This is a genomic window from Actibacterium sp. XHP0104, from assembly GCF_025751515.1.
In the GTDB taxonomy this organism is placed as follows: domain Bacteria; phylum Pseudomonadota; class Alphaproteobacteria; order Rhodobacterales; family Rhodobacteraceae; genus Actibacterium_D.
Genome location: NZ_JAOWLE010000001.1, coordinates 700,780 through 721,989, shown reverse-complemented (window position 1 = coordinate 721,989; position 21,210 = coordinate 700,780). Strand labels below are relative to the sequence as shown.

General features: G+C 63.5%; 19 protein-coding genes and 1 tRNA gene. 7 read left to right on the top strand and 13 right to left on the bottom strand.

Going from position 1 to position 21,210, the window contains the following annotated elements:
• Positions 1–11 precede the first annotated feature (11 nt).
• The 3 genes from ligA to OE856_RS03695 all read left to right on the top strand — a co-directional run bounded on the left by ligA (position 12) and on the right by OE856_RS03695 (position 4,447).
• The gene (gene ligA, locus OE856_RS03705; RefSeq protein WP_263714693.1) at positions 12–2,141 is read left to right on the top strand and encodes an NAD-dependent DNA ligase LigA; all 2,130 of its coding nucleotides are present in this window, start codon (positions 12–14) and stop codon (positions 2,139–2,141) included.
• Positions 2,138–4,228 (top strand): ATP-dependent DNA helicase RecG, encoded by a 2,091-nt coding sequence (gene recG / locus OE856_RS03700; protein WP_263714692.1) that lies wholly within the window; start codon positions 2,138–2,140, stop codon positions 4,226–4,228. Before ligA ends, recG begins: the two co-directional genes overlap by 4 nt.
• A gap of 96 nt (positions 4,229–4,324) precedes the next feature.
• The gene (locus OE856_RS03695) at positions 4,325–4,447 is read left to right on the top strand and encodes a hypothetical protein (protein WP_263714691.1); all 123 of its coding nucleotides are present in this window, start codon (positions 4,325–4,327) and stop codon (positions 4,445–4,447) included.
• Positions 4,448–4,605: 158 nt separating this feature from the next.
• Here the strand turns inward: OE856_RS03695 and OE856_RS03690 are convergent, their stop codons facing one another.
• Positions 4,606–5,049: an iron-sulfur cluster assembly scaffold protein gene (locus OE856_RS03690; RefSeq protein WP_263714690.1), complete on the bottom strand. Its 444-nt coding sequence runs from the start codon at positions 5,047–5,049 to the stop codon at positions 4,606–4,608.
• Between the two features lie 65 nt (positions 5,050–5,114).
• Between OE856_RS03690 and hisI the strand changes: the two genes are divergently transcribed.
• The gene (gene hisI / locus OE856_RS03685; protein WP_263714689.1) at positions 5,115–5,474 is read left to right on the top strand and encodes a phosphoribosyl-AMP cyclohydrolase; all 360 of its coding nucleotides are present in this window, start codon (positions 5,115–5,117) and stop codon (positions 5,472–5,474) included.
• Between the two features lie 39 nt (positions 5,475–5,513).
• Here hisI and gluQRS read toward each other — a convergent pair whose 3' ends face one another.
• From gluQRS to gyrA, 4 genes are all read right to left on the bottom strand, one after another.
• Positions 5,514–6,353: a tRNA glutamyl-Q(34) synthetase GluQRS gene (gluQRS, locus tag OE856_RS03680; RefSeq protein WP_263714838.1), complete on the bottom strand. Its 840-nt coding sequence runs from the start codon at positions 6,351–6,353 to the stop codon at positions 5,514–5,516.
• Positions 6,350–7,687: a methylenetetrahydrofolate--tRNA-(uracil(54)-C(5))-methyltransferase (FADH(2)-oxidizing) TrmFO gene (gene trmFO / locus OE856_RS03675; protein ID WP_263714688.1), complete on the bottom strand. Its 1,338-nt coding sequence runs from the start codon at positions 7,685–7,687 to the stop codon at positions 6,350–6,352. The genes gluQRS and trmFO overlap by 4 nt, the downstream gene beginning before the upstream one ends.
• Before the next feature lie 80 nt (positions 7,688–7,767).
• Entirely contained in the window at positions 7,768–8,169 is a 402-nt protein-coding gene (locus OE856_RS03670; protein WP_263714687.1) for a DoxX family protein, read from the bottom strand.
• A gap of 117 nt (positions 8,170–8,286) precedes the next feature.
• Positions 8,287–11,013 (bottom strand): DNA gyrase subunit A, encoded by a 2,727-nt coding sequence (gyrA, locus tag OE856_RS03665; protein WP_263714686.1) that lies wholly within the window; start codon positions 11,011–11,013, stop codon positions 8,287–8,289.
• Between the two features lie 199 nt (positions 11,014–11,212).
• On the opposite strand from gyrA, the gene OE856_RS03660 reads away from it, so the two are divergent.
• On the top strand, positions 11,213–11,476 hold the full coding sequence (locus tag OE856_RS03660) for an usg protein (protein WP_263714685.1): 264 nt from the start codon (positions 11,213–11,215) through the stop codon (positions 11,474–11,476).
• Here the strand turns inward: OE856_RS03660 and OE856_RS03655 are convergent.
• On the bottom strand, positions 11,473–11,931 hold the full coding sequence (locus OE856_RS03655) for a disulfide bond formation protein B (RefSeq protein WP_263714684.1): 459 nt from the start codon (positions 11,929–11,931) through the stop codon (positions 11,473–11,475). The two genes, OE856_RS03660 and OE856_RS03655, sit on opposite strands and share 4 nt — an antisense overlap.
• On the bottom strand, positions 11,928–12,506 hold the full coding sequence (locus OE856_RS03650; RefSeq protein WP_263714683.1) for a YqaA family protein: 579 nt from the start codon (positions 12,504–12,506) through the stop codon (positions 11,928–11,930). Before OE856_RS03650 ends, OE856_RS03655 begins: the two co-directional genes overlap by 4 nt.
• Positions 12,507–12,616: 110 nt before the next feature.
• Here OE856_RS03650 and OE856_RS03645 point away from each other — a divergent pair.
• Together OE856_RS03645 and OE856_RS03640 are read left to right on the top strand one after the other, a co-directional pair.
• Positions 12,617–12,701: transfer RNA gene (locus tag OE856_RS03645), tRNA-Leu, on the top strand.
• A 620-nt stretch (positions 12,702–13,321) separates the two neighbouring features.
• Entirely contained in the window at positions 13,322–15,529 is a 2,208-nt protein-coding gene (locus OE856_RS03640) for a Hint domain-containing protein (RefSeq protein WP_263714682.1), read from the top strand.
• Positions 15,530–15,631: 102 nt separating this feature from the next.
• Here the strand turns inward: OE856_RS03640 and OE856_RS03635 are convergent, their stop codons facing one another.
• The 6 genes from OE856_RS03635 to OE856_RS03610 all read right to left on the bottom strand — a co-directional run bounded on the left by OE856_RS03635 (position 15,632) and on the right by OE856_RS03610 (position 21,195).
• A complete protein-coding gene (locus tag OE856_RS03635; RefSeq protein ID WP_263714681.1) occupies positions 15,632–16,930 on the bottom strand; it encodes a branched-chain amino acid ABC transporter permease in 1,299 nt (432 codons plus the stop codon).
• Complete coding sequence (locus tag OE856_RS03630) at positions 16,927–17,937, bottom strand: branched-chain amino acid ABC transporter permease (protein WP_263714680.1); 1,011 nt, start codon at positions 17,935–17,937, stop codon at positions 16,927–16,929. Before OE856_RS03630 ends, OE856_RS03635 begins: the two co-directional genes overlap by 4 nt.
• Before the next feature lie 5 nt (positions 17,938–17,942).
• Positions 17,943–18,311, bottom strand: coding sequence for a hypothetical protein (locus tag OE856_RS03625; protein WP_263714679.1), 369 nt, complete (start codon positions 18,309–18,311; stop codon positions 17,943–17,945).
• Between the two features lie 3 nt (positions 18,312–18,314).
• On the bottom strand, positions 18,315–19,139 hold the full coding sequence (locus OE856_RS03620) for an ABC transporter ATP-binding protein (protein ID WP_263714678.1): 825 nt from the start codon (positions 19,137–19,139) through the stop codon (positions 18,315–18,317).
• Positions 19,136–19,918: an ABC transporter ATP-binding protein gene (locus tag OE856_RS03615; protein ID WP_263714677.1), complete on the bottom strand. Its 783-nt coding sequence runs from the start codon at positions 19,916–19,918 to the stop codon at positions 19,136–19,138. The genes OE856_RS03620 and OE856_RS03615 overlap by 4 nt, the downstream gene beginning before the upstream one ends.
• Positions 19,919–19,998: 80 nt before the next feature.
• Positions 19,999–21,195, bottom strand: coding sequence for an ABC transporter substrate-binding protein (locus OE856_RS03610; RefSeq protein WP_263714676.1), 1,197 nt, complete (start codon positions 21,193–21,195; stop codon positions 19,999–20,001).
• Positions 21,196–21,210 lie beyond the last annotated feature (15 nt).

Sequence of the window (21,210 nt, the reverse complement as noted above, 5' to 3'; positions counted from 1 at the left end):
TGGGAGGGATCATGGATACCAGCGTTATCAAGGTCGAGGATCTCAGCCACGACCAGGCCCGCGCCGAACTGGCGCGCCTGGCCCCGGTGCTGGCCCAGGCCGATGCGGCTTATTACCGGCACGATGCGCCGGAAATGTCGGATGCCGATTACGACGCGCTCAAACGCCGCAATGCCGCGATCGAGGCCCGCTTTCCAGATCTTAAACGGGCCGACAGCCCGTCGGACACGGTCGGCGCCGCCCCGTCAGACGGCTTTGCCAAGGTCACCCATGCAGTGCGCATGCTGTCACTGGGCAACGCCTTTACGGATGAGGACGTGGCCGAATTCGACACCCGCATCCGCAAGTACCTGGGCTTGGCCGATGATGCCCCGCTGGCCTATACCGCCGAGCCCAAGATCGACGGCCTCAGCCTGAGCCTGCGCTATGAGAACGGCCAGCTGGTTCAGGCCGCAACGCGCGGTGACGGCGAAACCGGCGAAAATGTCACCGCCAACGCCCGCACCATCGCCGACATCCCCGCCACGCTGATCGACGCGCCCGATATCCTCGAGGTGCGCGGCGAGGTCTACATGGCCCATGACGACTTTGCCGCCCTGAACGCGCGGCAATCAGAGGCCGGGCAAAAGACCTTTGCCAACCCGCGCAACGCCGCGGCCGGATCGCTGCGCCAGCTTGATGCCACCATCACCGCGACACGGCCTTTGCGTTTTTTCGCCTATGCCTGGGGCGAGACCAGCGCGCCGCTGGCGCAAACGCAAAGCGACGCTATCGACCGGCTGCAGGCCCTCGGGTTTCAAACCAACCCGCTGACCCAACTCTGCGACGGACCACAGGCCATGCTGGAGCATTACCGCGGCATCGAAGCACAGCGCGCCACGCTGGGCTATGACATTGATGGCGTGGTCTACAAGGTTAACGACTTGGCGCTACAGGCGCGTCTTGGCTTTCGCTCGACCACGCCCCGCTGGGCCACCGCGCATAAATTCCCGGCCGAACTTGCCTGGACGCGCCTCGAGAAAATCGAGATCCAGGTCGGCCGCACCGGCGCCCTGTCACCGGTTGCGCGCCTGCATCCTGTCACCGTGGGCGGCGTCGTCGTCAGCAACGCAACCCTGCACAACGAAGACTATATCGCGGGCCGCGATTCCAAGGGCAACACCATTCGCGACGGCAAGGACATTCGCGAAGGCGACTGGGTGCAGGTCTATCGCGCGGGCGACGTGATCCCCAAGGTTGCCGATACTGACCTGGCCAAACGGCCCGATGACGCGCAGCCCTACCAATTTCCCACCACATGCCCCGAATGCGGATCAGACGCCATCCGCGAAGAGGGCGACGCGGTGCGCCGTTGCACCGGGGGGCTGATCTGCCCGGCGCAGGCTGTTGAAAAGCTGAAACATTTCGTCAGTCGTGGCGCGTTCGACATCGAGGGCCTGGGCGCAAAACAGGTCGAGATGTTCTATCACGATCCGGTCCTGCCGATCCGCGAACCCGCCGATATCTTTACCTTGCGCGCGCGCGACGCGGCCAACCTGGCGCGGCTGAAAAACCGCGACGGTTGGGGCGAAAAATCGGCCGAAAAACTGTTCGCTGCCATTGATGAGCGCCGCAATATCGCGTTGAACCGGGTGATTTTTGGCCTGGGTATCCGGCATGTGGGCGAAAGCGCCTCGCAGCTGCTGGCGCAGAACTATCACAGCTGGCCCGCGTTCGAGGCGGCCATGACCGCCGCCGCCGTGGGCGAGGGCGCTGAATGGGAACAGCTTTTGTCGATCGACGGGGTCGGCGCCGTCATGGCGACAGAGCTGGTGACCGTCTTTCACCAAGATGCCGAGCGAGCCTCGATCGACCGGCTGGTGGCTCAGTTGAACATCCAGGATGTGGCCGCCCGCGCCGATATCGACAGCCCCGTCGCGGGCAAGACCGTGGTCTTTACTGGCACGCTGGAGAAGATGACCCGGGCCGAAGCCAAGGCTCGCGCCGAGGCCCTGGGCGCCAAGGTCGCCGGGTCTGTCTCAGCCAAGACCGACCTCTTGATCGCCGGGCCGGGCGCAGGCTCGAAAGCCAAGAAAGCCGCCGATCTGGGCATAGAGACCATTGATGAGGACGCCTGGCTGGCGCTGATCGGCGACGCATGAGAGGACGGCCCGAGATCCTCTTTCCGCTGTTTGCACAGCTTGAAGGCCTAGCCGGGGTCGGACCCAAAAGCGCCCAGCATTTCGCGCAGATGGGCGTGGAAAAACCTCGCGACCTGATCTTTACCCTGCCGCATTCCGGCATCAGCCGCACCCCGCACGACAGCGTGCAGGGCGCCAGCCCGGGCGAGGTCGTCACCGTCGAAGTCGAGATCACCGCCCATCATCCGCCACGCAGCCGCGGGCGACCCTACCGGGTACAGGCACAAGACGCGCTGACCAGCTTTCAGATCGTATTTTTTCACGGCAAATCAGATTACTTACAGCGTATTCTTCCAGTTGGTTCGCGGCGCGTGCTATCCGGCAAGGTCGAGATGTTCGATGGCATCGTACAGATGCCCCATCCCGATCATATCGTCGCGCCGGACGAGTCTGAGACCATCCCACCCTACGAGCCGGTCTATCCGCTGACCGCCGGGATCACGCAAAAGCTGATCGCCCGCGCGACGCAATCGGCGTTGGATCGCCTGCCGGATCTGCCCGAATGGATCGACCCGGCGCTGAAAGCCCGCGAAAACTGGCCCGACTGGGCCGCGGCCCTGCGTGCGGCTCATAGCCCCGCTGACAGCCATGATCTGGCCGCCACCGCGCCCGGGCGTCAGCGTTTGGCCTATGACGAATTTTTCGCCCATCAGCTGACACTTGCCCTGGCGCGCGCGCGGCAACGCAAGTCGGCCGCGCATCCCACAACTGGCGACGGGCATCTGCGCGACCGGGTGCTGGCGGCGTTGCCCTATCGGCCGACCGGCGCGCAGAGCCGCGCCATGACCGAAATCACGCAAGACATGGCCCGCCCCCAGCGGATGAACCGGCTGTTGCAAGGCGATGTCGGCGCGGGCAAGACGCTGGTCGCCTTCATGGCGCTGTTGGTCGCGGCCGAGGCCGGCGGGCAGGGCGTGATGATGGCCCCGACCGAGATCCTGGCGCGGCAGCACCTTCAGGCCCTGCGCCCGTTGGCCGAAAGCGCGGGCGTTGTGCTGGAATTGCTGACCGGCCGCGACAAGGGCCGTGAGCGCGAGGCCAAGCTGGCGGCACTGGCGCGTGGCGACATTCAGATCCTGGTTGGCACCCATGCGGTGTTTCAGAAAGACGTGCATTTTCATGACCTTCGTCTTGCGATCATTGACGAACAGCACCGCTTTGGCGTCGCCCAGAGGATGGAGCTGTCGGCCAAGGGGCAGGGCGCGCATGTGCTGGTGATGACCGCCACGCCGATCCCGCGCTCACTGTCGCTGGCGCAATATGGCGACATGGATATATCGGTGCTGGATGAAAAGCCGCCGGGCCGCCAGCCGGTGAAAACCGCGCTGGTCTCTGAGGGGCGGATGGATGAGGTGATCGACCACCTGCGCCGCGCCATTGCCGAGGGCCGGCAGGCCTATTGGGTCTGTCCGCTGGTCGAGGAAAGCGAAAAACTGGACCTGACTGCCGCCGAAGAGCGGTTCAAGCGCCTGCGCGCGGCCCTGGGCGAGGGGCGCGTCGGGCTGGTGCATGGTCAGATGCCGCCCGCCGAGAAAGACGCCGCCATGGCGCGGTTCAATGCGGGCGAGACCAGCGTTCTGGTGGCCACGACGGTGATCGAGGTCGGCGTCGACGTACCCAATGCCACGATCATGGTGATCGAGCGGGCCGAGTATTTCGGGCTGGCCCAGCTGCACCAGCTGCGCGGGCGCGTCGGGCGCGGGGCCGGGGCCTCGACCTGCCTGCTGATGTATCAGCCGCCCCTGTCGGAAACCGCGCGGCGTCGGCTGGAAATTCTGCGCGCGACCGAAGACGGGTTTCGCATCGCCGAGGAAGACCTGGCGATGCGCGGCGCGGGCGACGTGATCGGCACGGCGCAATCCGGCCTGCCGCGCTTTCGCATTGCCGATCTGGAACGCCAGGCCGCGCTGATGGCCGTGGCACAATCAGACGCGCGCAAGCTGCTGCATGATGACCCGGCGCTTGAATCGGACCGCGGCAAGGCCGCGCGTGTTCTGCTGTGGCTACAGGAACAGGACAAGGCGTTTTCATATATTACAGTGGGTTAGCATTTTTGTTCGCTAATGTTCTCTTAAAGTTCTTGACGGGCATTAACCATTATGAGAACAAATAGGCAACAAAGCACACCGATACGGAGGCCCGACATGCTGAGCGATCTAAAAACCCTGATGACCCGGTCGTCTGCGCTGTTCATGCAGGATCTGGTCGGCGTGACCGCCCTGATGGTGATGCTGTTCGTCGGGCTGCATCTGCCCGGTTTCCTGTAATTCTGCCTGCCTGAGGTTCGATCCCGGCGCGCGTCCCATCCCCATGCCGATGCGCAACTGCCTGTCCCCTAGCATTCAGGGCTGCCTCGCCCTGCTGTGACCGGGGTCTGACCTATACCTGCCGCCGCCTTTGCCCGTGCAAAGTGCGGCGGTTTTTTTTAGGCCGCGGCCTGGGCGGCGTCGAAGGCTTCGAGCGTGGCCTCAAGCGACAGAAGGATCGACCCGTGCCGGTTGGGATACTCGCGCGCGGCCATCAGCACCTCGAGCCCTCCAAAAGGCGCATCGGGGGCGGGGCCATTGTCCTTGAGCATCGCCTTGAGCTGGTCGCGCGCGGTTTCGATCTGTTCACGCGTGGCGCCGATCACATTGGCCCCCACGACCGAGGCCGCCGCCTGACCCAGCGCACAGGCCTTGACCTCTTGTGCGAAATCGCTGACCCGCCCGTCGGTCACGACCAGATCGACTGAAATCGTCGAGCCGCACAAGGGCGCGCGCTTTTTCGACCGGCCCGATGGGGCGGGCAGGTGGCCCAGATGGGGGATATCCGCCGCAAGGGCAAGGATGCGCTGTGAATAGAGCTTGATGAGATCAGAGTCGCTCATGGCTTTCCCTTTCGGCGTCAAATCATTACATAACCGGGGACGCTGCGTTTGCAAAGGAGGCGGGCATGGCCTTTGACCCCGCGACACTGAAATATGATGACAAGGGTCTGATCCCGGCGATTGCCCAGGCCGAGGACGGCGAGGTGCTGATGATGGCCTGGATGAATGCCGAGGCCGTGGCGCGCACGCTGGACACGGGCCGCGTGACCTATTGGTCGCGCTCGCGCCAGGCGTTCTGGATCAAGGGCGAAACCTCGGGCCATGTACAGCATCTGGTCGATTTCCGTGTGGATTGCGACCGCGATTGTCTGCTGGTTATTGTCCGGCAAGAGGGCCCGGCCTGTCACACCAACCGCCGCAGCTGTTTCTACTCGGCCGTGCGCGATGGCGTTGAGGTGGAGTTGATGACGCCGATGGCGTCATAGATTCTGGCCTCCGGCGGAGGTATTTCCGCCAAGATGAAATCACAAACCAACCATGCGGCGGATGTCGGCGGGGCTGGCGCCGTCGGCGCGGTATTTGGCAATTGCGCGGGCGTCGTCGCGTTTGGCCAGGCGTTTGCCGGTCTCGTCGCGGATCAGGCGGTGGTGGTGGTAGATTGGTGTCGGCAGGCCGAGAAGAGATTGCAGCAGGACGTGGATGCGGGTGGCCTCGAACAGGTCTGCGCCGCGGATGACATGGGTGATGCCTTGGGCCATGTCATCAATCACCACTGCCAGGTGATAGGCGGCGGCCATCTGGCGGCGGATCAGGATCGGATCGCCGATGGTGGCGGTCAGATCCTGGGCGTTGAGCTGGTGTTGGCCGGTATGGGCCGGGCCGGTCTCGGCAAAGGCGGGCAGGGTGCGCGTGGTGGCCCTGGCCATGTCGAGCCGCAGCGCGGTGCTTTCCGTCATCGGCAGGTTCAGGTCGCGGCAGGTACCCGGATAGATACGGCCATCGGGGCCGAATTCGGGCACGCCTTCTTGCGGGGCGCTGGCGGCGGCCTCGATATCGCGGCGGGTGCAGGAGCAGGCATAGGTCAGCCCCATATCGGTCAGCCGTTGCGCGGCGGCGGCGTAGTCGGGCGTGCAATCGGATTGCCGGCGCGGGCGGGCGTCCCAGGTGAGGCCCAGCCAGGTGAGATCGTCATAGATCTGATCTTCCCATTCGGGGCGGGCGCGGGACTGGTCGATATCGTCGATCCGCAACAGGAACGCTCCGCCCGCCGCACGGGCCATGTCATGCGCCAGAATTGCGGAATAGGCATGGCCCAGATGCAGCGGCCCCGTAGGAGAGGGCGCGAACCGGGTGCGGAATGTCACGCCGCCAGCCATGCCAGCCAGTCGACCTTGGCGCGGTCGGTATAGGCCTTGTAGCGATCCTTGCGGCCGCGGCGGCCGCCGCGCAGGCCCTCGACGGGCGGGAAAAGGCCGAAATTGACGTTCATCGGTTGAAAGGTTTTCGCATCCGCGCCGCCGGTGATGTGGGTCATCAGCGCGCCGGTGGCGGTGGTGTCGGGCACGGGCGGCAGGGTGCGGCCCTGCATTTCGGCCACAGCCAGGCGCGCGGCCAACAGACCCATCGCGGCGCTTTCGACGTAGCCCTCGACGCCCGTGACTTGGCCCGCGAACCGGATATTGGGGCGCGAGCGCAGGCGCATCTGGTCATCCAGCAAGCTGGGCGAATTGATGAACGTGTTGCGGTGGATGCCGCCCAGACGCGCGAAACTGGCGTTTTCCAGCCCCGGGATCGTCTTGAACACCTCAGTCTGGGCGCCGTATTTCATCTTGGTCTGGAAGCCGACGATGTTGAACAGCGTGCCCAGCTTGTTGTCGCGGCGCAGCTGCACCACCGCATGGGCCTTGACGTCGGGTTGATGCGGGTTGGTCAGGCCGACGGGCTTCATCGGCCCGTGGCGCAGGGTTTCGCGGCCACGCTCGGCCATAACCTCGATCGGCAGGCAGCCGTCGAAATAGCCGGCGGTTTCGCCCTCGTGAAACTCGGTCTTGTCGGCGGCCATCAGCGCGTCGATGAAGGCCTCGTATTGATCGCGATCCATCGGGCAGTTGAGATAGGCGGTGCGCTCTTCCTCGGTCTCGCCCTTGTCATAGCGCGACTGGAACCACGCCTTGGACAGGTCGATGCTGTCGGCATAGACGATGGGCGCGATGGCATCGAAAAAGGCCAGACGCTCGGCCCCGGTTTCGGCCTGGATGGCCTGTCCCAGCGCGGTCGAGGTCAGCGGGCCGGTGGCGATGATCCAGTGGCCGTCCTGGGGCAGGGCGGTGATTTCGCCCTCTTCGACACGCACCAAGGGGTGGGCGCGCAGGCGCTCGGTCACGCCCTGGCTGAACGCATCACGGTCGACAGCCAGCGCACCGCCGGCGGGCACTTGATGCAGATCGGCCATTTCCATCAGCAACCCGCCCGCCTGGCGCATTTCCCAATGCAGCAAGCCCACGGCATTCTGTTCGTCATCATCTGATCGGAACGAGTTCGAGCACACCATCTCGGCCAGGTTGCCGGTCTGATGGGCGAATGTGCCGACCTTGGGGCGCATTTCGTGAATGACAACGGGCACGCCCGCGCTTGCGGCCTGCCATGCGGCCTCGGACCCGGCCATGCCGCCGCCGATGATATGAAGTTCCTGCGTCATGGCCCGCATTTAGGCCCTTTGCGCGAAAAGAGAAAGGGGCAGCCGCGCGGACCGCCCCTTTTTCACGATGTAGCTATGGGTCAGGCCAGCGCCGGTTTCGCGCCCAGGCGGGCATCGACCGACAGCGCACCTGCGCCCTGAACCGCCAGCAGCAGCAGGCCACCGGTGATCGCGATGTTTTTCCAGAACATGATCATCTGCATCTGATCGGCGGGCTGAAAGTGAAAGAGCACAGCCGCCACCAGCGTAAAGCCCGCCAGCGCCAGCGCGATCAGTCGGGTCTGAAAGCCCGCGATCAGGGCCAGACCGCCCAAGAGTTCCAACGCGATCGTCGGCCAGACCAGAAAGCCCGGCAGGCCGACCATGGCCATGTAGCCCTGCGTGCCTTCGATGCTGCCCAGTTTGCCGTAACCGGCGATGACAAAGATAACAGCCAGCAGAACACGTGCCGCCAGCGAGACATAAGGTTTGAAGTTTTCCATTTGGTTTCCCCTGGTTGTTCCGCCGGTAGTGGCGGTCAGGGGGAAAATACCTGTGCGCAAAAATAACAGAACCCGGTATATCCACACAGAGTCTGCGCTTTTGCGCACAGGGGAAACTTATTCTTCGGCCTCTTCGTCGCCCTGATCGGCGATCCGCGCGACCGAGACGACCTCTTCGCCCGGGCCGGTGCTGAACACCTTGACGCCTCCGGCCGAACGCGACCGGAACGAAATGCCATCGACGGGGCAGCGGATCGACTGGCCGGTCGAGGTGGCCAGCATGATCTGATCGTCGATTTCCACCGGGAAGCTGGCAACCAGCAACCCGCCGCGCATGGCCTTGTCCATCGCGGCCACGCCCTGACCGCCACGGCCACGCACCGGGTAATCATGCGACGAGCTGAGCTTGCCCGACCCACCGGCCGAAATCGTCAGGATCAGATCCTCGGCGGCCGACATTTCGGCATAGCGTTCGGGCGACAGCTGGCCGGCCTCGACGGCCTCTTCGTCCTCGACCTCGGCCTCATCCGTGGCGCCTTCCATCAGGCGGCGCTGTTTCAGATAGGCGGCGCGTTCCTCGGGGGTGGCTTCGAAATGGCGGATCACCGCCATCGACACCACGACGTCATCGCCCGACAGGCGCACACCGCGCACCCCGGTCGAATCGCGGCCCTTGAACACACGCACATCGGTGGTGGGGAAGCGGATCGCCCGGCCCGACGCGGTGACCAGCATCACGTCGTCTTCCTCGGTGCAGATGCGCGCATTCACCAGCGCGACATCCTCGGGCAGTTTCATCGCGATCTTGCCGTTGGATTTGACATTGGTGAAATCCGACAGCTGGTTGCGCCGCACATCGCCCGCCGTGGTGGCGAACACGATTTGCAGGTCCGACCATTCCTCTTCGGGGCGGTCGACCGGCATGATCGCCGCGACGGACACACCCGTGGGAATGGGCAGGATATTAACGATGGCCTTGCCCTTGCCGGTACGCCCCGATTGGGGCAGGCGCCAGGTCTTGAGCTTGTAGACCATCCCGTCAGTGGTAAAGAACAGCAGCTGCGTATGGGTGTTGGCGACAAAGAGGGTGGTAACCACGTCCTCTTCCTTGGTGGCCATGCCCGACAGGCCCTTGCCGCCGCGCCGCTGGGCACGGAAATCGGCCAGGGGCGTGCGCTTGATGTAACCGGCGCTGGTCACGGTCACGACCATGTCTTCGCGCTCGATCAGGTCTTCGTCATCCATGTCCCCGGCCCAGTCGACGATCTCGGTGCGGCGCGGCACGGCGAACTGGTCTTTGACCTCGCGCAGCTCGTCCGAAATGATCGACAGGATACGCTCGCGCGAGCCCAGGATGTCGAGATAGTCGCGGATCTTGGCGGCAAGATCCTGCAGCTCGTCGGTGACCTCTTTCACACCCATCGCGGTCAGACGCTGCAGGCGCAGATCCAGAATGGCGCGGGCCTGGGTTTCCGACAGGTTATAGGTGCCGTCATCATTCATCGTATGGGTCGGATCATCGATCAGACGGATGTATTCGGCAATCTCATGCGCGGGCCAGCGGCGGGTCATCAGGCGCTCGCGCGCCTCGGCGGGGTCGGCCGAGCTGCGGATCGTGGCGACGACCTCGTCCACATTCGACACGGCCACGGCCAGACCACACAGGATATGGCTGCGCTCGCGTGCCTTGCGCAATTCGAACGCGGTGCGCCGGGCCACGACCTCTTCGCGGAAATCAATGAAGGCGGTCAGGAACTTGCGCAGGTTCAGCTGCTCGGGCCGGCCGCCATTCAGCGCCAGCAGGTTGGCCCCGAACGAGGTCTGCATCGGGGTGAAACGGAACAGCTGGTTCAGCACCACCTCGGGCGTGGCATCGCGCTTCAGCTCGATCACAACGCGCACGCCGACACGGTCGGATTCGTCCTGAATACTGCTGATGCCTTCCAGCTTTTTCTCGCGCACCAGCTCGGCGATCTTTTCGATCATGCTGGCCTTGTTCACCTGATAGGGGATCTCGTCCAGAACGATGGCAAAGCGATCCTTGCGCAGCTCTTCGACGCGGGTCTTGGCGCGGATGATCACACTGCCGCGCCCCTCAAGGTAAGCCTTGCGCGCACCCGAGCGGCCCAAGATGATACCCCCGGTGGGGAAATCGGGCGCCGGGATGTATTGCATCAGGTCTTCGCTGCCCATGTCGGGGTCATCGATCAGGGCCAGGGTCGCGTCGATCACCTCGCCCAGGTTGTGCGGCGGAATGCGGGTGGCCATGCCGACGGCGATGCCCTCGGAGCCGTTGACCAGCAGGTTTGGGAAACGGGCGGGCAGGGCGGTGGGCTCGCGTTCCTTGCCGTCATAGTTGTCCTGGAAATCGACGGTATCCTTGTCGATATCCAGCAACAGCGGCATCGCGGCCTTGGCCAGACGGGCCTCGGTGTAGCGCATGGCCGCGGGGCTGTCGCCATCCATCGAGCCAAAGTTGCCCTGACCGTCGATCAGCGGCAGCGACATCGAGAAATCCTGCGCCATCCGCACCAGCGCGTCATAAATCGCACTGTCGCCATGGGGGTGATAGTTACCCATCACCTCGCCCACCGGCTTGGCGGCCTTACGATAGGGGCGGTCGGGCGTATAATTACCCTCGTACATGGCATAAAGGATGCGGCGGTGCACCGGTTTCAGCCCGTCGCGCAGATCGGGAATCGCGCGGCTGACGATCACGCTCATGGCGTAATCCATGAAAGAGGTCCGCATCTCCTGCTCGATGGTGATGCGGGGACCGTCGTATTTCACGGGGTTTTGACCGTTTTCTTCGGTGTTGTCGGGGGTTTCCGGCGTGTCGCTCACGTTATCTCCCGGTCCTGTCTGCGCGCTCTATATCTTGTTGGCCAGACTATATCGTATCCCTGATATTGGGCGCAACGTCCATATGCCCCGATATTCAGCAGCACCCCCGCCACAGTGCTAACACATTGTTTTCATTGTAAAGTAAATCAAGTCTGGCATGATTCTCTTATGGGGCAGACATAACAGACGGATCAAGACCATGACCGAGACGGAAATGATGCTGAAAGGATACGGCCTGACCACCGCCGAATTCTATTATCACATGCCCGATTACGCGCATGTGCTGAACACTTTCATCTGGCAGGATTACGACCTGGCGCCCGACCATCCGCGCCTGTTCAAGTTCATCGAATTCTGGCAGGACGAGATCGAAGGCCCGCTGCATTCGGTGCGCTTTACCCATCGCAAGCTGATCTCGCCGGGCGAGTGGCGCAATGTCGTGGGCGAATTCACCCTGCACTAGGGCCGGGTGCGCGCCGCCAGGATCCAAAGCGCCGCGAACATGAACGCCGCAAGCGCGTTCCAGCTGGCCATGGACAGGCCGAACATTTCCCAGGCCACCTGGTCGCACATCACGACCTTGGGCGCGTTGGCGAAATCCAAAAGGTTGCCGGGTCCGCCCAGGCCGCCGCCACCGGTGCAGCTGTCCGGCCCCGCCCACCAGCCGCGTTCAACCCCGGTGTGATAGACGCCAATCGCCCCGGTCGCAGCCGCCGCCAGCGCGCCCAGCCAGCACAGCACCGCCAGCGGCGCCAGCATCGCCAGCCCCCCGATCACGATCGCCGCGCCATGCGGCCAGCGCTGCCAGAGGCACAGCTCGCACGGGGCCAGACCGCCGAGATACTGAAAGGCAAAAGCGCCCGCCAACATGGCAAAGGACCCGCCCGCCGCGATCAGAACAAGAAATTGTCGTGTCATAGATATTTCACCAGATAGAAACCGCCCAGCAGGATCACCACGAACAGCGTGAACATCAAGCCCAGCCGGCGCTCGATGAAATCACGAATGGGTGCGCCGTATTTCCACAGCAGCCACGCCACCACAAAGAACCGCAGCCCGCGCGCGATGATCGCCGCGATGATGAAGACTGGCAGCGACAGGCCCGTCACCCCCGAGGTGATCGTGATGACCTTGAACGGGAAGGGCGTGATGCCGGCGATCAGAACCGCCCAGGCGCCATAGTCGTTGAACCGGGCCGAGAACTCGTCCATCGCGCCCAGCTTGCCGTAGAATTCCAGCACCGGCTTGCCGACGCTCTCAAACAGGCCCCAGCCGATGTAATAGCCCAGCAAGCCCCCGAGCACCGACGACACTAGCGCCACGGTCGCTACCAGCCAGGCCCGTGACGGCCGCGCCAGGATCAGCGGGATCATCAACACATCGGGCGGGATCGGAAAGACCGAACTTTCGATGAACGACACCACCGCCAGCGCCCATAGCGCGCGCGGGCTGTCGGCCAGCGAAATCGTCCAGTCGTAAAGGCGTCTGAGCATGCGGACTCCGGGTCTTGGGTCACGCCCATGCAGCATGTCGCGCCGCCGGGGTCAACCATGCTGTTGCCCCGTTGACCACGCCGCGGCCTCAGGCTACACCCATCGCGCTGGCCCGAGTGGCGGAATGGTAGACGCAGGGGATTCAAAATCCCCCGGCCTTTGGTCGTGCGAGTTCGAGTCTCGCCTCGGGCACCAGCTTTCCTCAAAAACCGCATATGTTCGATTCGAGCCAACTCTGGTGCGAACAATCGCCCGTCGCTGATCCGACTGGTTCGATTTCGACAACAATAAACCGGCCCGCGAATGTGGCCCACAATGGGGCACCAAGATGACAACGCGGCCCCGGCGCTCATTCTCGATGTTTCCATTTGCCGAACATTAACGCCCATCCGGCACCCTCGGCATGGCATCGCCCGCCAGATTGTCGCCAATGGCAAAACAACCTCAACGCAAAGCGGCATTCCGGCGCGCCCGATACACGCGCCTCGGCCACCGCAATTGTGACATGTTTCTGCCATTTTTCCCTTTTCGCGGATCTGCCCGCCGCCGTATAACAGAGATGCCCATCTGGGGGGCGTGACATAGGCCATGGGGGTGGCTGCGTGCATCGCAACGGTTCGTGTTGCGGATGTGTTGGGGTAAGTGGTTGGCACGTGTTTTGTGCGAACCCCCTTATGACGTGACCGGTTTTCCGGTCCTGCCCCAAGGCATCCTCTCCACCATCTCGGGCACCCAAGCTGCTGTCGGGTCAATTGTTTCGCAACTCAGGGGTAAACCGTGGCCGGGTGTTTGCCGGTCAGAGTTGGGAGACGGACATGGCAGACGTTCTGCTGAACTTCGAGGATCTGAGCAGCGGCGACATTGTCGGCGGCCAGTATGCGTCGTCGGGCGTGACGATCAGCTCGACCTCGTGCCATTTCCCGATGATCTTTGACACCAACAACCCCACCGGCGGCGACTGGGATCTGGCGACCTGCAACCTGGGCAACGTGCTGATCCTGTCCGAAGACAATGACAGCAATGACCCCGACGACAACGCCTGGGGCGGCACGCTGGTCTTTACCTTTGACGAGCCCTCTTATGTCAGCGGCTTTACCGTGCTCGACACCGAAGAGGGCGGCTATGTCAAACTTTACGATGAAAACAACCAGCTGATTTCCAAGATCTGGCTGCCCGCCACCTGCAACAACGGCCAGGCGCCGGTCTGCATCAACACCGCCGGCGTCGCCCGGATGGAGGTCACCCTTTGCGGCAGTGGCGCCATCGACAACATCGCATTCACCACGCCCGCTCCGGCGCTGGACGGCATCGTCGACGGCACCGAAGGCGACGATCTGATCGACATCGCCTATGTCGGCGACCCCGAAGGCGACATGATCGACAATGGCGACGCGATCTTGCCGGGCGAGGCGGGTGACGACGACATCGTCGACGCCCTGGGTGGCGATGACACCATTCTGGCCGGCGCAGGTGACGACGAGGTCTATGCCGGCTCGGGCGCGGATCATGTTGAAACCGGTGTCGGCGACGACATCGTCTATGGCGACAGCACCTATGCCGCGGCCAGCGATGGAACCGGTGACGGCAACGACACGATCCTGACCGGCGTTGGCAACGATCTGGTCTATGGCGAAGGCGGCGATGACTATATCGACACCTCGGCCCCTGCATCGGCTTGCCCGCTGCCCGATCGCGGCTATCCGGGCCTCTATCCCGCCGATGCCGACCCCTATAACGACCGCGATGCGGTTTATGGCGGCGCGGGCAATGACACGATCATTACCGGTGACGACGAAGATCACATCGAAGGCGGTGACGGCAACGACACGATCGACGCCGGGTTCGACGATGACGTGATCGAGGGCGGCGACGGCCATGATTTCATCATCGGCGGCGAGGGCCAGGACGAGATCACCGGCGACGCGGGCGATGACACCATCTATGGCGATCACGACCCCAGCCAGCCCAACCCGGTCAACCTGCCCGACGATATCGACCTGCGCCCCGACAACAACCGCGACGTCATCCATGGCGGCGAGGGCAATGACACGATCTATGGCCAGGATGACAACGACATCATCTATGGCGGCGCGGGCGCTGATGTCCTGGATGGCGGGCTCGACAATGATGAGATCCACGGCGGTGACGGCAATGACATCATCACCGGCGGCCACGGCCAGGATACGCTTTACGGCGATGCCGACCGCGACCTCTTTCTGGGTGGCAATGCCGGCGACCAGGTGTTCGGCGGCTCGACCGGCGACGACTGGGACACGCTTGACCTGACCGGTTCCGCCCCCGCGGGCGGCAGCCTCAGCGTCACCTATACCGGGCCCGACAGCGACGGGAACGGATACGACGGCTACGTCACATTTTTTGACAACGGCGGCACGGCCACCGGCACATTAACTTTTGAAAATATCGAGGACGTCATTCCCTGTTTTACCCCCGGCACCCGCATCGCCACCCCGACCGGCGCCCGTCTGGTCGAGGATCTGAAACCCGGTGACAAGGTCATCACCCGCGACAACGGCATCCAGGAAATTCGCTGGGCCGGCAATCGCATGCTGACCGGCCGCGAACTGGCCAAGGCCGAGCACCTCAAGCCGATCATGATCAAGGCCGGCGCGCTGGGCAACGGCCTGCCGATCCGCGACATGTATGTCAGCGCGAACCACCGCATGCTGGTCGCCAATGACCGCACCGCCCTTTATTTCGAAGAGCACGAGGTTCTGGTCGCCGCCAAGCACCTGATCAACAACAAGGGTATACAGACGGTCACCCCGATCAGCGCGACCTATATCCATTTCATGTTCGACCAGCACGAGGTCGTTCTGGCCGATGGCGCCTGGACCGAAAGCTTCCAGCCCGGTGATTACACGCTCAAGGGCATGGGCAATTCGCAGCGCAACGAGATTTTTGAGCTCTTCCCCGAGCTGAAATCGCAAGACGGGCTGGACGATTACGTCGCCGCCCGCAAGACGCTGAAAAAGCACGAGGCACGGCTGCTGCGCTTCTTCTGATCCCTTCAAGAATGCTAAGGGCGGCCCGGACGCGGGCCCCCAAAACAGGAACGCCGGGGCAGGGGGCTGCCTCGGCGTTCGCTTTTCTTATGGCTGTGGCGCCTATCTTTCGGGGATCAACCCGCGCGGGCTGAACCGCAGCACCAGCAACAGCACCACGCCCAGCATCAGCAGGCGCATATGCGCAACGCTGTCCAGCAGATGCACCTTGATCGCCGATCCATCGGCCATGCCGGCGGTGATCACGCTCATGACCGCGCCGCCGATCTGCTCGGACTCAAGCCACAGGAACCCGATCAGAAGGCCGCCCAGAACCGCGCCCCAGTTGTTGCCCGACCCGCCGACGATCACCATCACCCAGATCAGGAACGTATAGTGCAGCGGGTTGTAGGACGACGGCGTCAGCTGCCCGTGCAGCGTGGTCAGCATCGCACCCGCGATACCGCAGACGGCCGAGCCCAGAATGAAGATCTGCAAATGCCGCCGGGTGACATCCTTGCCCATGGCCTCGGCCGCGATCTCGTTGTCGCGAATGGCGCGCATCAGGCGGCCCCAGGGCGACTTCAGCGCCAGTTCGCACAGCAAGACGATGCCCAGCAACACCACTAGGAAGAGACCGCTGTAGGCCAGCTTGATCGCCAGCGTCGAGGCCGTCACCGGATCAAGCCCGACCGAATTGGCCATGCCGACAAAGCCCTCTGATTGCTGCAGGTCGACCTCGTAGGGCACCGGGCGGGGCAGGCCGTTGACGTTCTTGACGCCGCGGGTCATCCACTCTTCGTTCTTCATCACCGCAACGATGATCTCGCCGATGCCCAGCGTGGCGATGGCCAGGTAATCGGATCGCAGGCCCAAAGCCGTCTTGCCGATCATCCAGGCCGCAATCGCGGCAAGAATACCGCCCACGACCCAGGCGAACAGCACCGGCAGGCCCAGCCCGCCAAGATAGCCGGTCGAGGCCGGGTTGATCGCCTCGATCGCCTGAACGGCCGGGTCGAACACCGCACGGTAGACAAAGAAACTGCCCACCAGCCAGATGGTCATGATCAGCCCGCGCATCTTTGACCGCTTGAGCCGCGTCCAGATCAGCACCGCGCCCAGCAGCGCCAGCGCCCCCATGATCAGCCCCAGCATCACCCGCGGCCCGCCCGCCGACCAGGCCTCAGGCACGGGTGACATCGAGGTCAGCACCACCGCCAGACCGCCAAGCGCGGTAAAGCCCACGATGCCGACGTTAAAGAGCCCCGCATAGCCCCACTGGATGTTGACGCCCAAAGACATCACCGCCCAGATCAGGCCAAAGTTCAGGATCGTCAGCGCCGCGTTCCAACCGTCGATGAAACCGACCCCCAGGATCAGCGCCGCCATCACGGCAAACAGCATCATGTCACGCCGGGTCATACCGATTTCCCCTTGAACAGGCCCGTCGGGCGGAACAGCAGCACGATCACCAGAATGGCAAAGGAGACCGCGAATTTGTAATCGGTGCTCAACAGCTGCACCAGGCCCGAGGGTTCCAGGTTTTCAGGCAACAGATAGACCAGCACCTTTTTCCAGGCATAGGTCACCGTCACCTCGGAAAAGGCGATGACGAACCCGCCCGCGATCGCGCCCAGCGGATTACCCAAACCGCCGACGATGGCCGAGGCAAAGATCGGCAGCAGCAGCTGGAAGTAGGTGAAGGGTTTGAACGACTTGTCCAACCCATAGAGAACACCCGCAACAGTGGCCAGCGCGGCCACGATGATCCAGGTGATCACCACAACACGCTCGGGGTTGATGCCCGACAGCAGGGCCAGATCCTCGTTATCGGAAAAGGCGCGCATGGATTTGCCGGTGCGCGTGCGGTTGAGGAACCAGAACAGCGCCGCCACCACGATCACCGCCGTCACAACCGTCAGGCCCTGCGTGGTGCGAATGGCCAGGCCCTCTTCCAGGCCGGTCATCTGCTTGAAGGTGCGCGCCGAGATGATGAAGCGTTCACCATCGAGAAACCGTTGCTCATCCGGGCCGATGATCAGGCGCACGACGCCGTTCATGATGAACATCACCCCGATCGACACGATCACCAGGATCACCGGCGCCGCCTTTTGCCGTCGATAGAACCGATAGACCGCGCGATCGGTGCCGATCACCAACAGCGCCGTCAGAGCGATACCGATCGGCAGCGCCAGCAGTGCCGTGGGAAGCGGCCCCAGCGACACCCCGGCCGATTGCAGCGCCCAGGTCACCAGGATGGTGGCCATGGTGCCGAATGCCATCGTGTCGCCATGGGCAAAGTTGGAAAACCGCAAGATGCCATAGATCAGCGTCACCCCCAGCGCCCCCAGCGCCAGCTGCGCGCCATAGGCGGTTGCGGGAACGATGACGAAATTGGTCAGCGCGACGATTGCGTTCAGGAAATCCATCTCGCCTAGCCTCCTTTTTTCGGGCCGCAGTAACCCGCATAGGCCATCATCTGACCGTTGGTGAAGTCGATCTGCCACAGGGCCTCGCCCGTGGGGCCGACGGTGACCACTTCTTTCGACACATCCGTCGAGAAACTGATCTCGAACGCGCCGGAGTCGTAATTGGTGATGCGCGCGGGGTAGGTGCCGCTGCCCTCGACCGCGAACCGGGCGTTGTGATCCGGCCCCAGCAGTCGGGCGCCCAGGTCGACGTCAAAGGCACCGGCCTGCGAGAACTGCAATTCGAACCGACAATCGGGCAGGGGCACCGCGTGGGCCGCGGCCATCATGGCGGCCAAGGCAATCGGGGCGGTCAGGCTTAGAGAAATACGCATGCCTTAGCCCCCCAGGAACGATTTGCGGACGTCGGGGTCGGCCAAAAGGCCCTTGCCGGTGCCGGTATGGGCATTGGCGCCCTGCACCAGAACATAGCCCTTGTCGGCGATCTCCAACGCCTGGCGGGCGTTCTGTTCGACCATCAGGATGGAAATACCGGTGCGGGCGACCTCGATGATGCGGTCAAAAAGCTCGTCCATCACGATCGGCGACACGCCGGCGGTGGGCTCGTCCAGCAACAGAACCTTGGGCTTGGTCATCAGAGCGCGGCCCACGGCCACCTGCTGACGCTGCCCGCCCGAGAGTTCACCGGCGGGCTGGTTGCGCTTTTCCTTGAGGATCGGGAACAGGTCATAGACCTGCGCCATGGTGCCCTTGAAATCATCGGTGCGGATGAACGCGCCCATTTCGAGGTTCTCCTCGACCGTCATCGAGGTGAAAATATTGTGGGTCTGCGGCACGAACCCCATGCCCTTGACCACCCGGTCCTGCGGCGACAGGTCGGTGATGTCTTCGCCATCCAGCCGAACCGAGCCCTTGCGCAGGTTCAGCATGCCAAAGGTCGCCTTCATCGCGGTCGACTTGCCCGCCCCGTTGGGGCCGACGATCACCGCGATCTCGCCCTTGTTCACGGCGATGGTGCAGTCATGCAAGATATCGGGGCCAGATTTGCCATAACCGCCGGTCATGTTGTCGCCAATCAGGAAGGCATCGCTTGTGTGCTCGGCATGGCCGGTGCCGGGCGAGGAAACCAGGGAGGCACTGCCGCCGGGTTTCGTGATCGAGGCATCCTTGTTGCCGTGATCGCCATAGGGATTGCCGGTCATGCGCCCACCTTGTCCTTGTTCTTGAGCCCGGTGCCCAGATAGGCCTCGATCACGTGCTCGTTGGCCTTGATCTCGGCCAGCGTGCCCTCGGCCAGAACCTTGCCCTCGGCCATGCAGATGACCGGGTTGCAGATCTTTTCGATGAAATCCATGTCGTGTTCGATGACGACAAAGGTATAGCCGCGTTCCTGGTTCAGCTGCTTGATCGCGTCGGCGATGGTGTAAAGCAGGGTGCGGTTCACCCCGGCGCCGACCTCGTCGAGAAAGACGATCTTGGCGTCCACCATCATGGTGCGCCCCAGTTCCAGCAGCTTTTTCTGCCCGCCCGAGATCTCGCCCGCGCGCAGATCGGCGATGTGGCTGATGGTCAGAAACTCCAGCACCTCGTCCGCCTTGGCACGCAGGGCGCGCTCCTCATCGGCGATGCGCTTGCGCCCGAACCAGGTGTTCCACAGGGTCTCGCCCGATTGCCCGCCCGGCACCATCATCAGGTTCTCGCGGCAGGTCATCGAGCCGAATTCATGCGCAATCTGAAAGGTGCGCAGCAGGCCCTTGTGAAACAGCTCATGCGGGGGCAGGCCGGTGATGTCTTCACCATCCATCGTCACCTTGCCCGACGTGGGTTTAAGAACCCCGGCAATCACGTTGAAAAGAGTGGTTTTTCCAGCGCCGTTCGGACCAATCAAACCGGTGATAGACCCCGGTTCGATCCGAATATTGGCGCCATCGACGGCATGAAAGCCGCCAAAATGCTTGTGAACGTCCTCTACGACGATCATGCGCACCCCCTTGCCCTGGGCCTTTGGCCCTTATCATTATGTGTTGGGCTGGCCCGAACGCGCCGGGCCAGCCCTGAAAATCAGCGGTAACCGACCTCGGTCACCTTGCCGCCTTCCATGATGATCTCGCGGAACGAGCCACCGCTTTCACCGGGGCCGATCAGCTCGACCGACGAGGCGCCCTCATAGTCGATGTCGCCACCGGCCGCGAGGATCTCGAAGGCTTTGCCCAGTTCGCCGGGCAGGATCTTTTCACCCGGCGCGTTGGCCACGTCGAAGATCTTGCCGACATAGTCGCCCGGCTCGGCGCTGCCAGCGGCCTGCATGGCCAGCAGGATCAGCGCGGCGGCGTCATAGGCCTCGCCCGAATAGACCGAACCGGCATTCACGCCGGCGGCCGTGGCAAGGTCCACATAGCGGGTGCGGCCTTCGCCGACCGAGGCCGGATACTGGCCGAACGAGCCGTCGATGGCCGAGCCGAATTTCTCTTCCAGCACATCGGCGACCATGCCGTCGGGCAGAACGAAGAGATCAAACGCACCGGTATCCAGCGCGCCCTGCATGACGCCCGAACCGCCCTGGTCGACGTAACCGGCAACCACCAGCGCCTCGCCACCGGCCGAAGCCAGGGTCGCGACTTCGGCCGAATAGTCGGCCTTGCCGTCTTCATGCGGCACGTTGGCGGTGACAGTGCCACCCGCGGCGGTAAAGGCGGCGACAAAGCTGTCGGCCAGGCCTTTGCCATAGTCGTTGTTGGTATAGGTGACGGCCACGGTCTTGATGCCGCGATCCATGATGACGCTGGTCATCACTTCGCCCTGACGGGCATCCGACGGGGCGGTGCGGAAGAACAGGCCGTTATCTTCCACGGTCGACAGGCCCGGCGAGGTGGCCGAGGGCGAGATCATGACCATGCCGTTCGGCACGGCCACGTTGGCCAGCGCGGCACCGGTCGCACCCGAGCACATCGCGCCCATGATGCCCTTGACGCCGTCCGAGGTGATCAGACGTTCGACAACGGCGGTCGCGACCGAGGCGTCAACGCAGGTCGAGTCGCCGCGCACCGGGGTGACCATCGTGCCGCCCAGGAAATTGCCGGCGTCCGACGCCTCTTTCATCGCCAGTTCAGCGCCACCCGCCATCGGCGGGGCCAGCGATTCCAGCGGGCCGGTAAAGCCGAGCGCGATGCCGATCTTCACCTCATTGCCATGCGATCCCGCATAGGCCCCAGAGGCGGCGACGGCGGTCAACGCTGTGGCCAGAAGCAGTTTTTTCATTGTTGTGACTCCCAT

What these genes read in the sequence shown, in the direction of transcription:
- OE856_RS03610 (WP_263714676.1), bottom strand. Translation starts at nt 21,195, where the DNA reads ATGAAAAAACTGCTTCTGGCCACAGCGTTGACCGCCGTCGCCGCCTCT.
- OE856_RS03660 (WP_263714685.1), top strand. Translation starts at nt 11,213, where the DNA reads ATGACCGAGACGGAAATGATGCTGAAAGGATACGGCCTGACCACCGCC.
- OE856_RS03640 (WP_263714682.1), top strand. Translation starts at nt 13,322, where the DNA reads ATGGCAGACGTTCTGCTGAACTTCGAGGATCTGAGCAGCGGCGACATT.
- OE856_RS03635 (WP_263714681.1), bottom strand. Translation starts at nt 16,930, where the DNA reads ATGACCCGGCGTGACATGATGCTGTTTGCCGTGATGGCGGCGCTGATC.
- recG (WP_263714692.1), top strand. Translation starts at nt 2,138, where the DNA reads ATGAGAGGACGGCCCGAGATCCTCTTTCCGCTGTTTGCACAGCTTGAA.
- OE856_RS03690 (WP_263714690.1), bottom strand. Translation starts at nt 5,049, where the DNA reads ATGAGCGACTCTGATCTCATCAAGCTCTATTCACAGCGCATCCTTGCC.
- OE856_RS03615 (WP_263714677.1), bottom strand. Translation starts at nt 19,918, where the DNA reads ATGATCGTCGTAGAGGACGTTCACAAGCATTTTGGCGGCTTTCATGCC.
- OE856_RS03625 (WP_263714679.1), bottom strand. Translation starts at nt 18,311, where the DNA reads ATGCGTATTTCTCTAAGCCTGACCGCCCCGATTGCCTTGGCCGCCATG.
- ligA (WP_263714693.1), top strand. Translation starts at nt 12, where the DNA reads ATGGATACCAGCGTTATCAAGGTCGAGGATCTCAGCCACGACCAGGCC.
- trmFO (WP_263714688.1), bottom strand. Translation starts at nt 7,687, where the DNA reads ATGACGCAGGAACTTCATATCATCGGCGGCGGCATGGCCGGGTCCGAG.
- OE856_RS03655 (WP_263714684.1), bottom strand. Translation starts at nt 11,931, where the DNA reads ATGACACGACAATTTCTTGTTCTGATCGCGGCGGGCGGGTCCTTTGCC.
- OE856_RS03630 (WP_263714680.1), bottom strand. Translation starts at nt 17,937, where the DNA reads ATGGATTTCCTGAACGCAATCGTCGCGCTGACCAATTTCGTCATCGTT.
- OE856_RS03670 (WP_263714687.1), bottom strand. Translation starts at nt 8,169, where the DNA reads ATGGAAAACTTCAAACCTTATGTCTCGCTGGCGGCACGTGTTCTGCTG.
- OE856_RS03620 (WP_263714678.1), bottom strand. Translation starts at nt 19,139, where the DNA reads ATGACCGGCAATCCCTATGGCGATCACGGCAACAAGGATGCCTCGATC.
- OE856_RS03650 (WP_263714683.1), bottom strand. Translation starts at nt 12,506, where the DNA reads ATGCTCAGACGCCTTTACGACTGGACGATTTCGCTGGCCGACAGCCCG.
- hisI (WP_263714689.1), top strand. Translation starts at nt 5,115, where the DNA reads ATGGCCTTTGACCCCGCGACACTGAAATATGATGACAAGGGTCTGATC.
- OE856_RS03695 (WP_263714691.1), top strand. Translation starts at nt 4,325, where the DNA reads ATGCTGAGCGATCTAAAAACCCTGATGACCCGGTCGTCTGCGCTGTTC.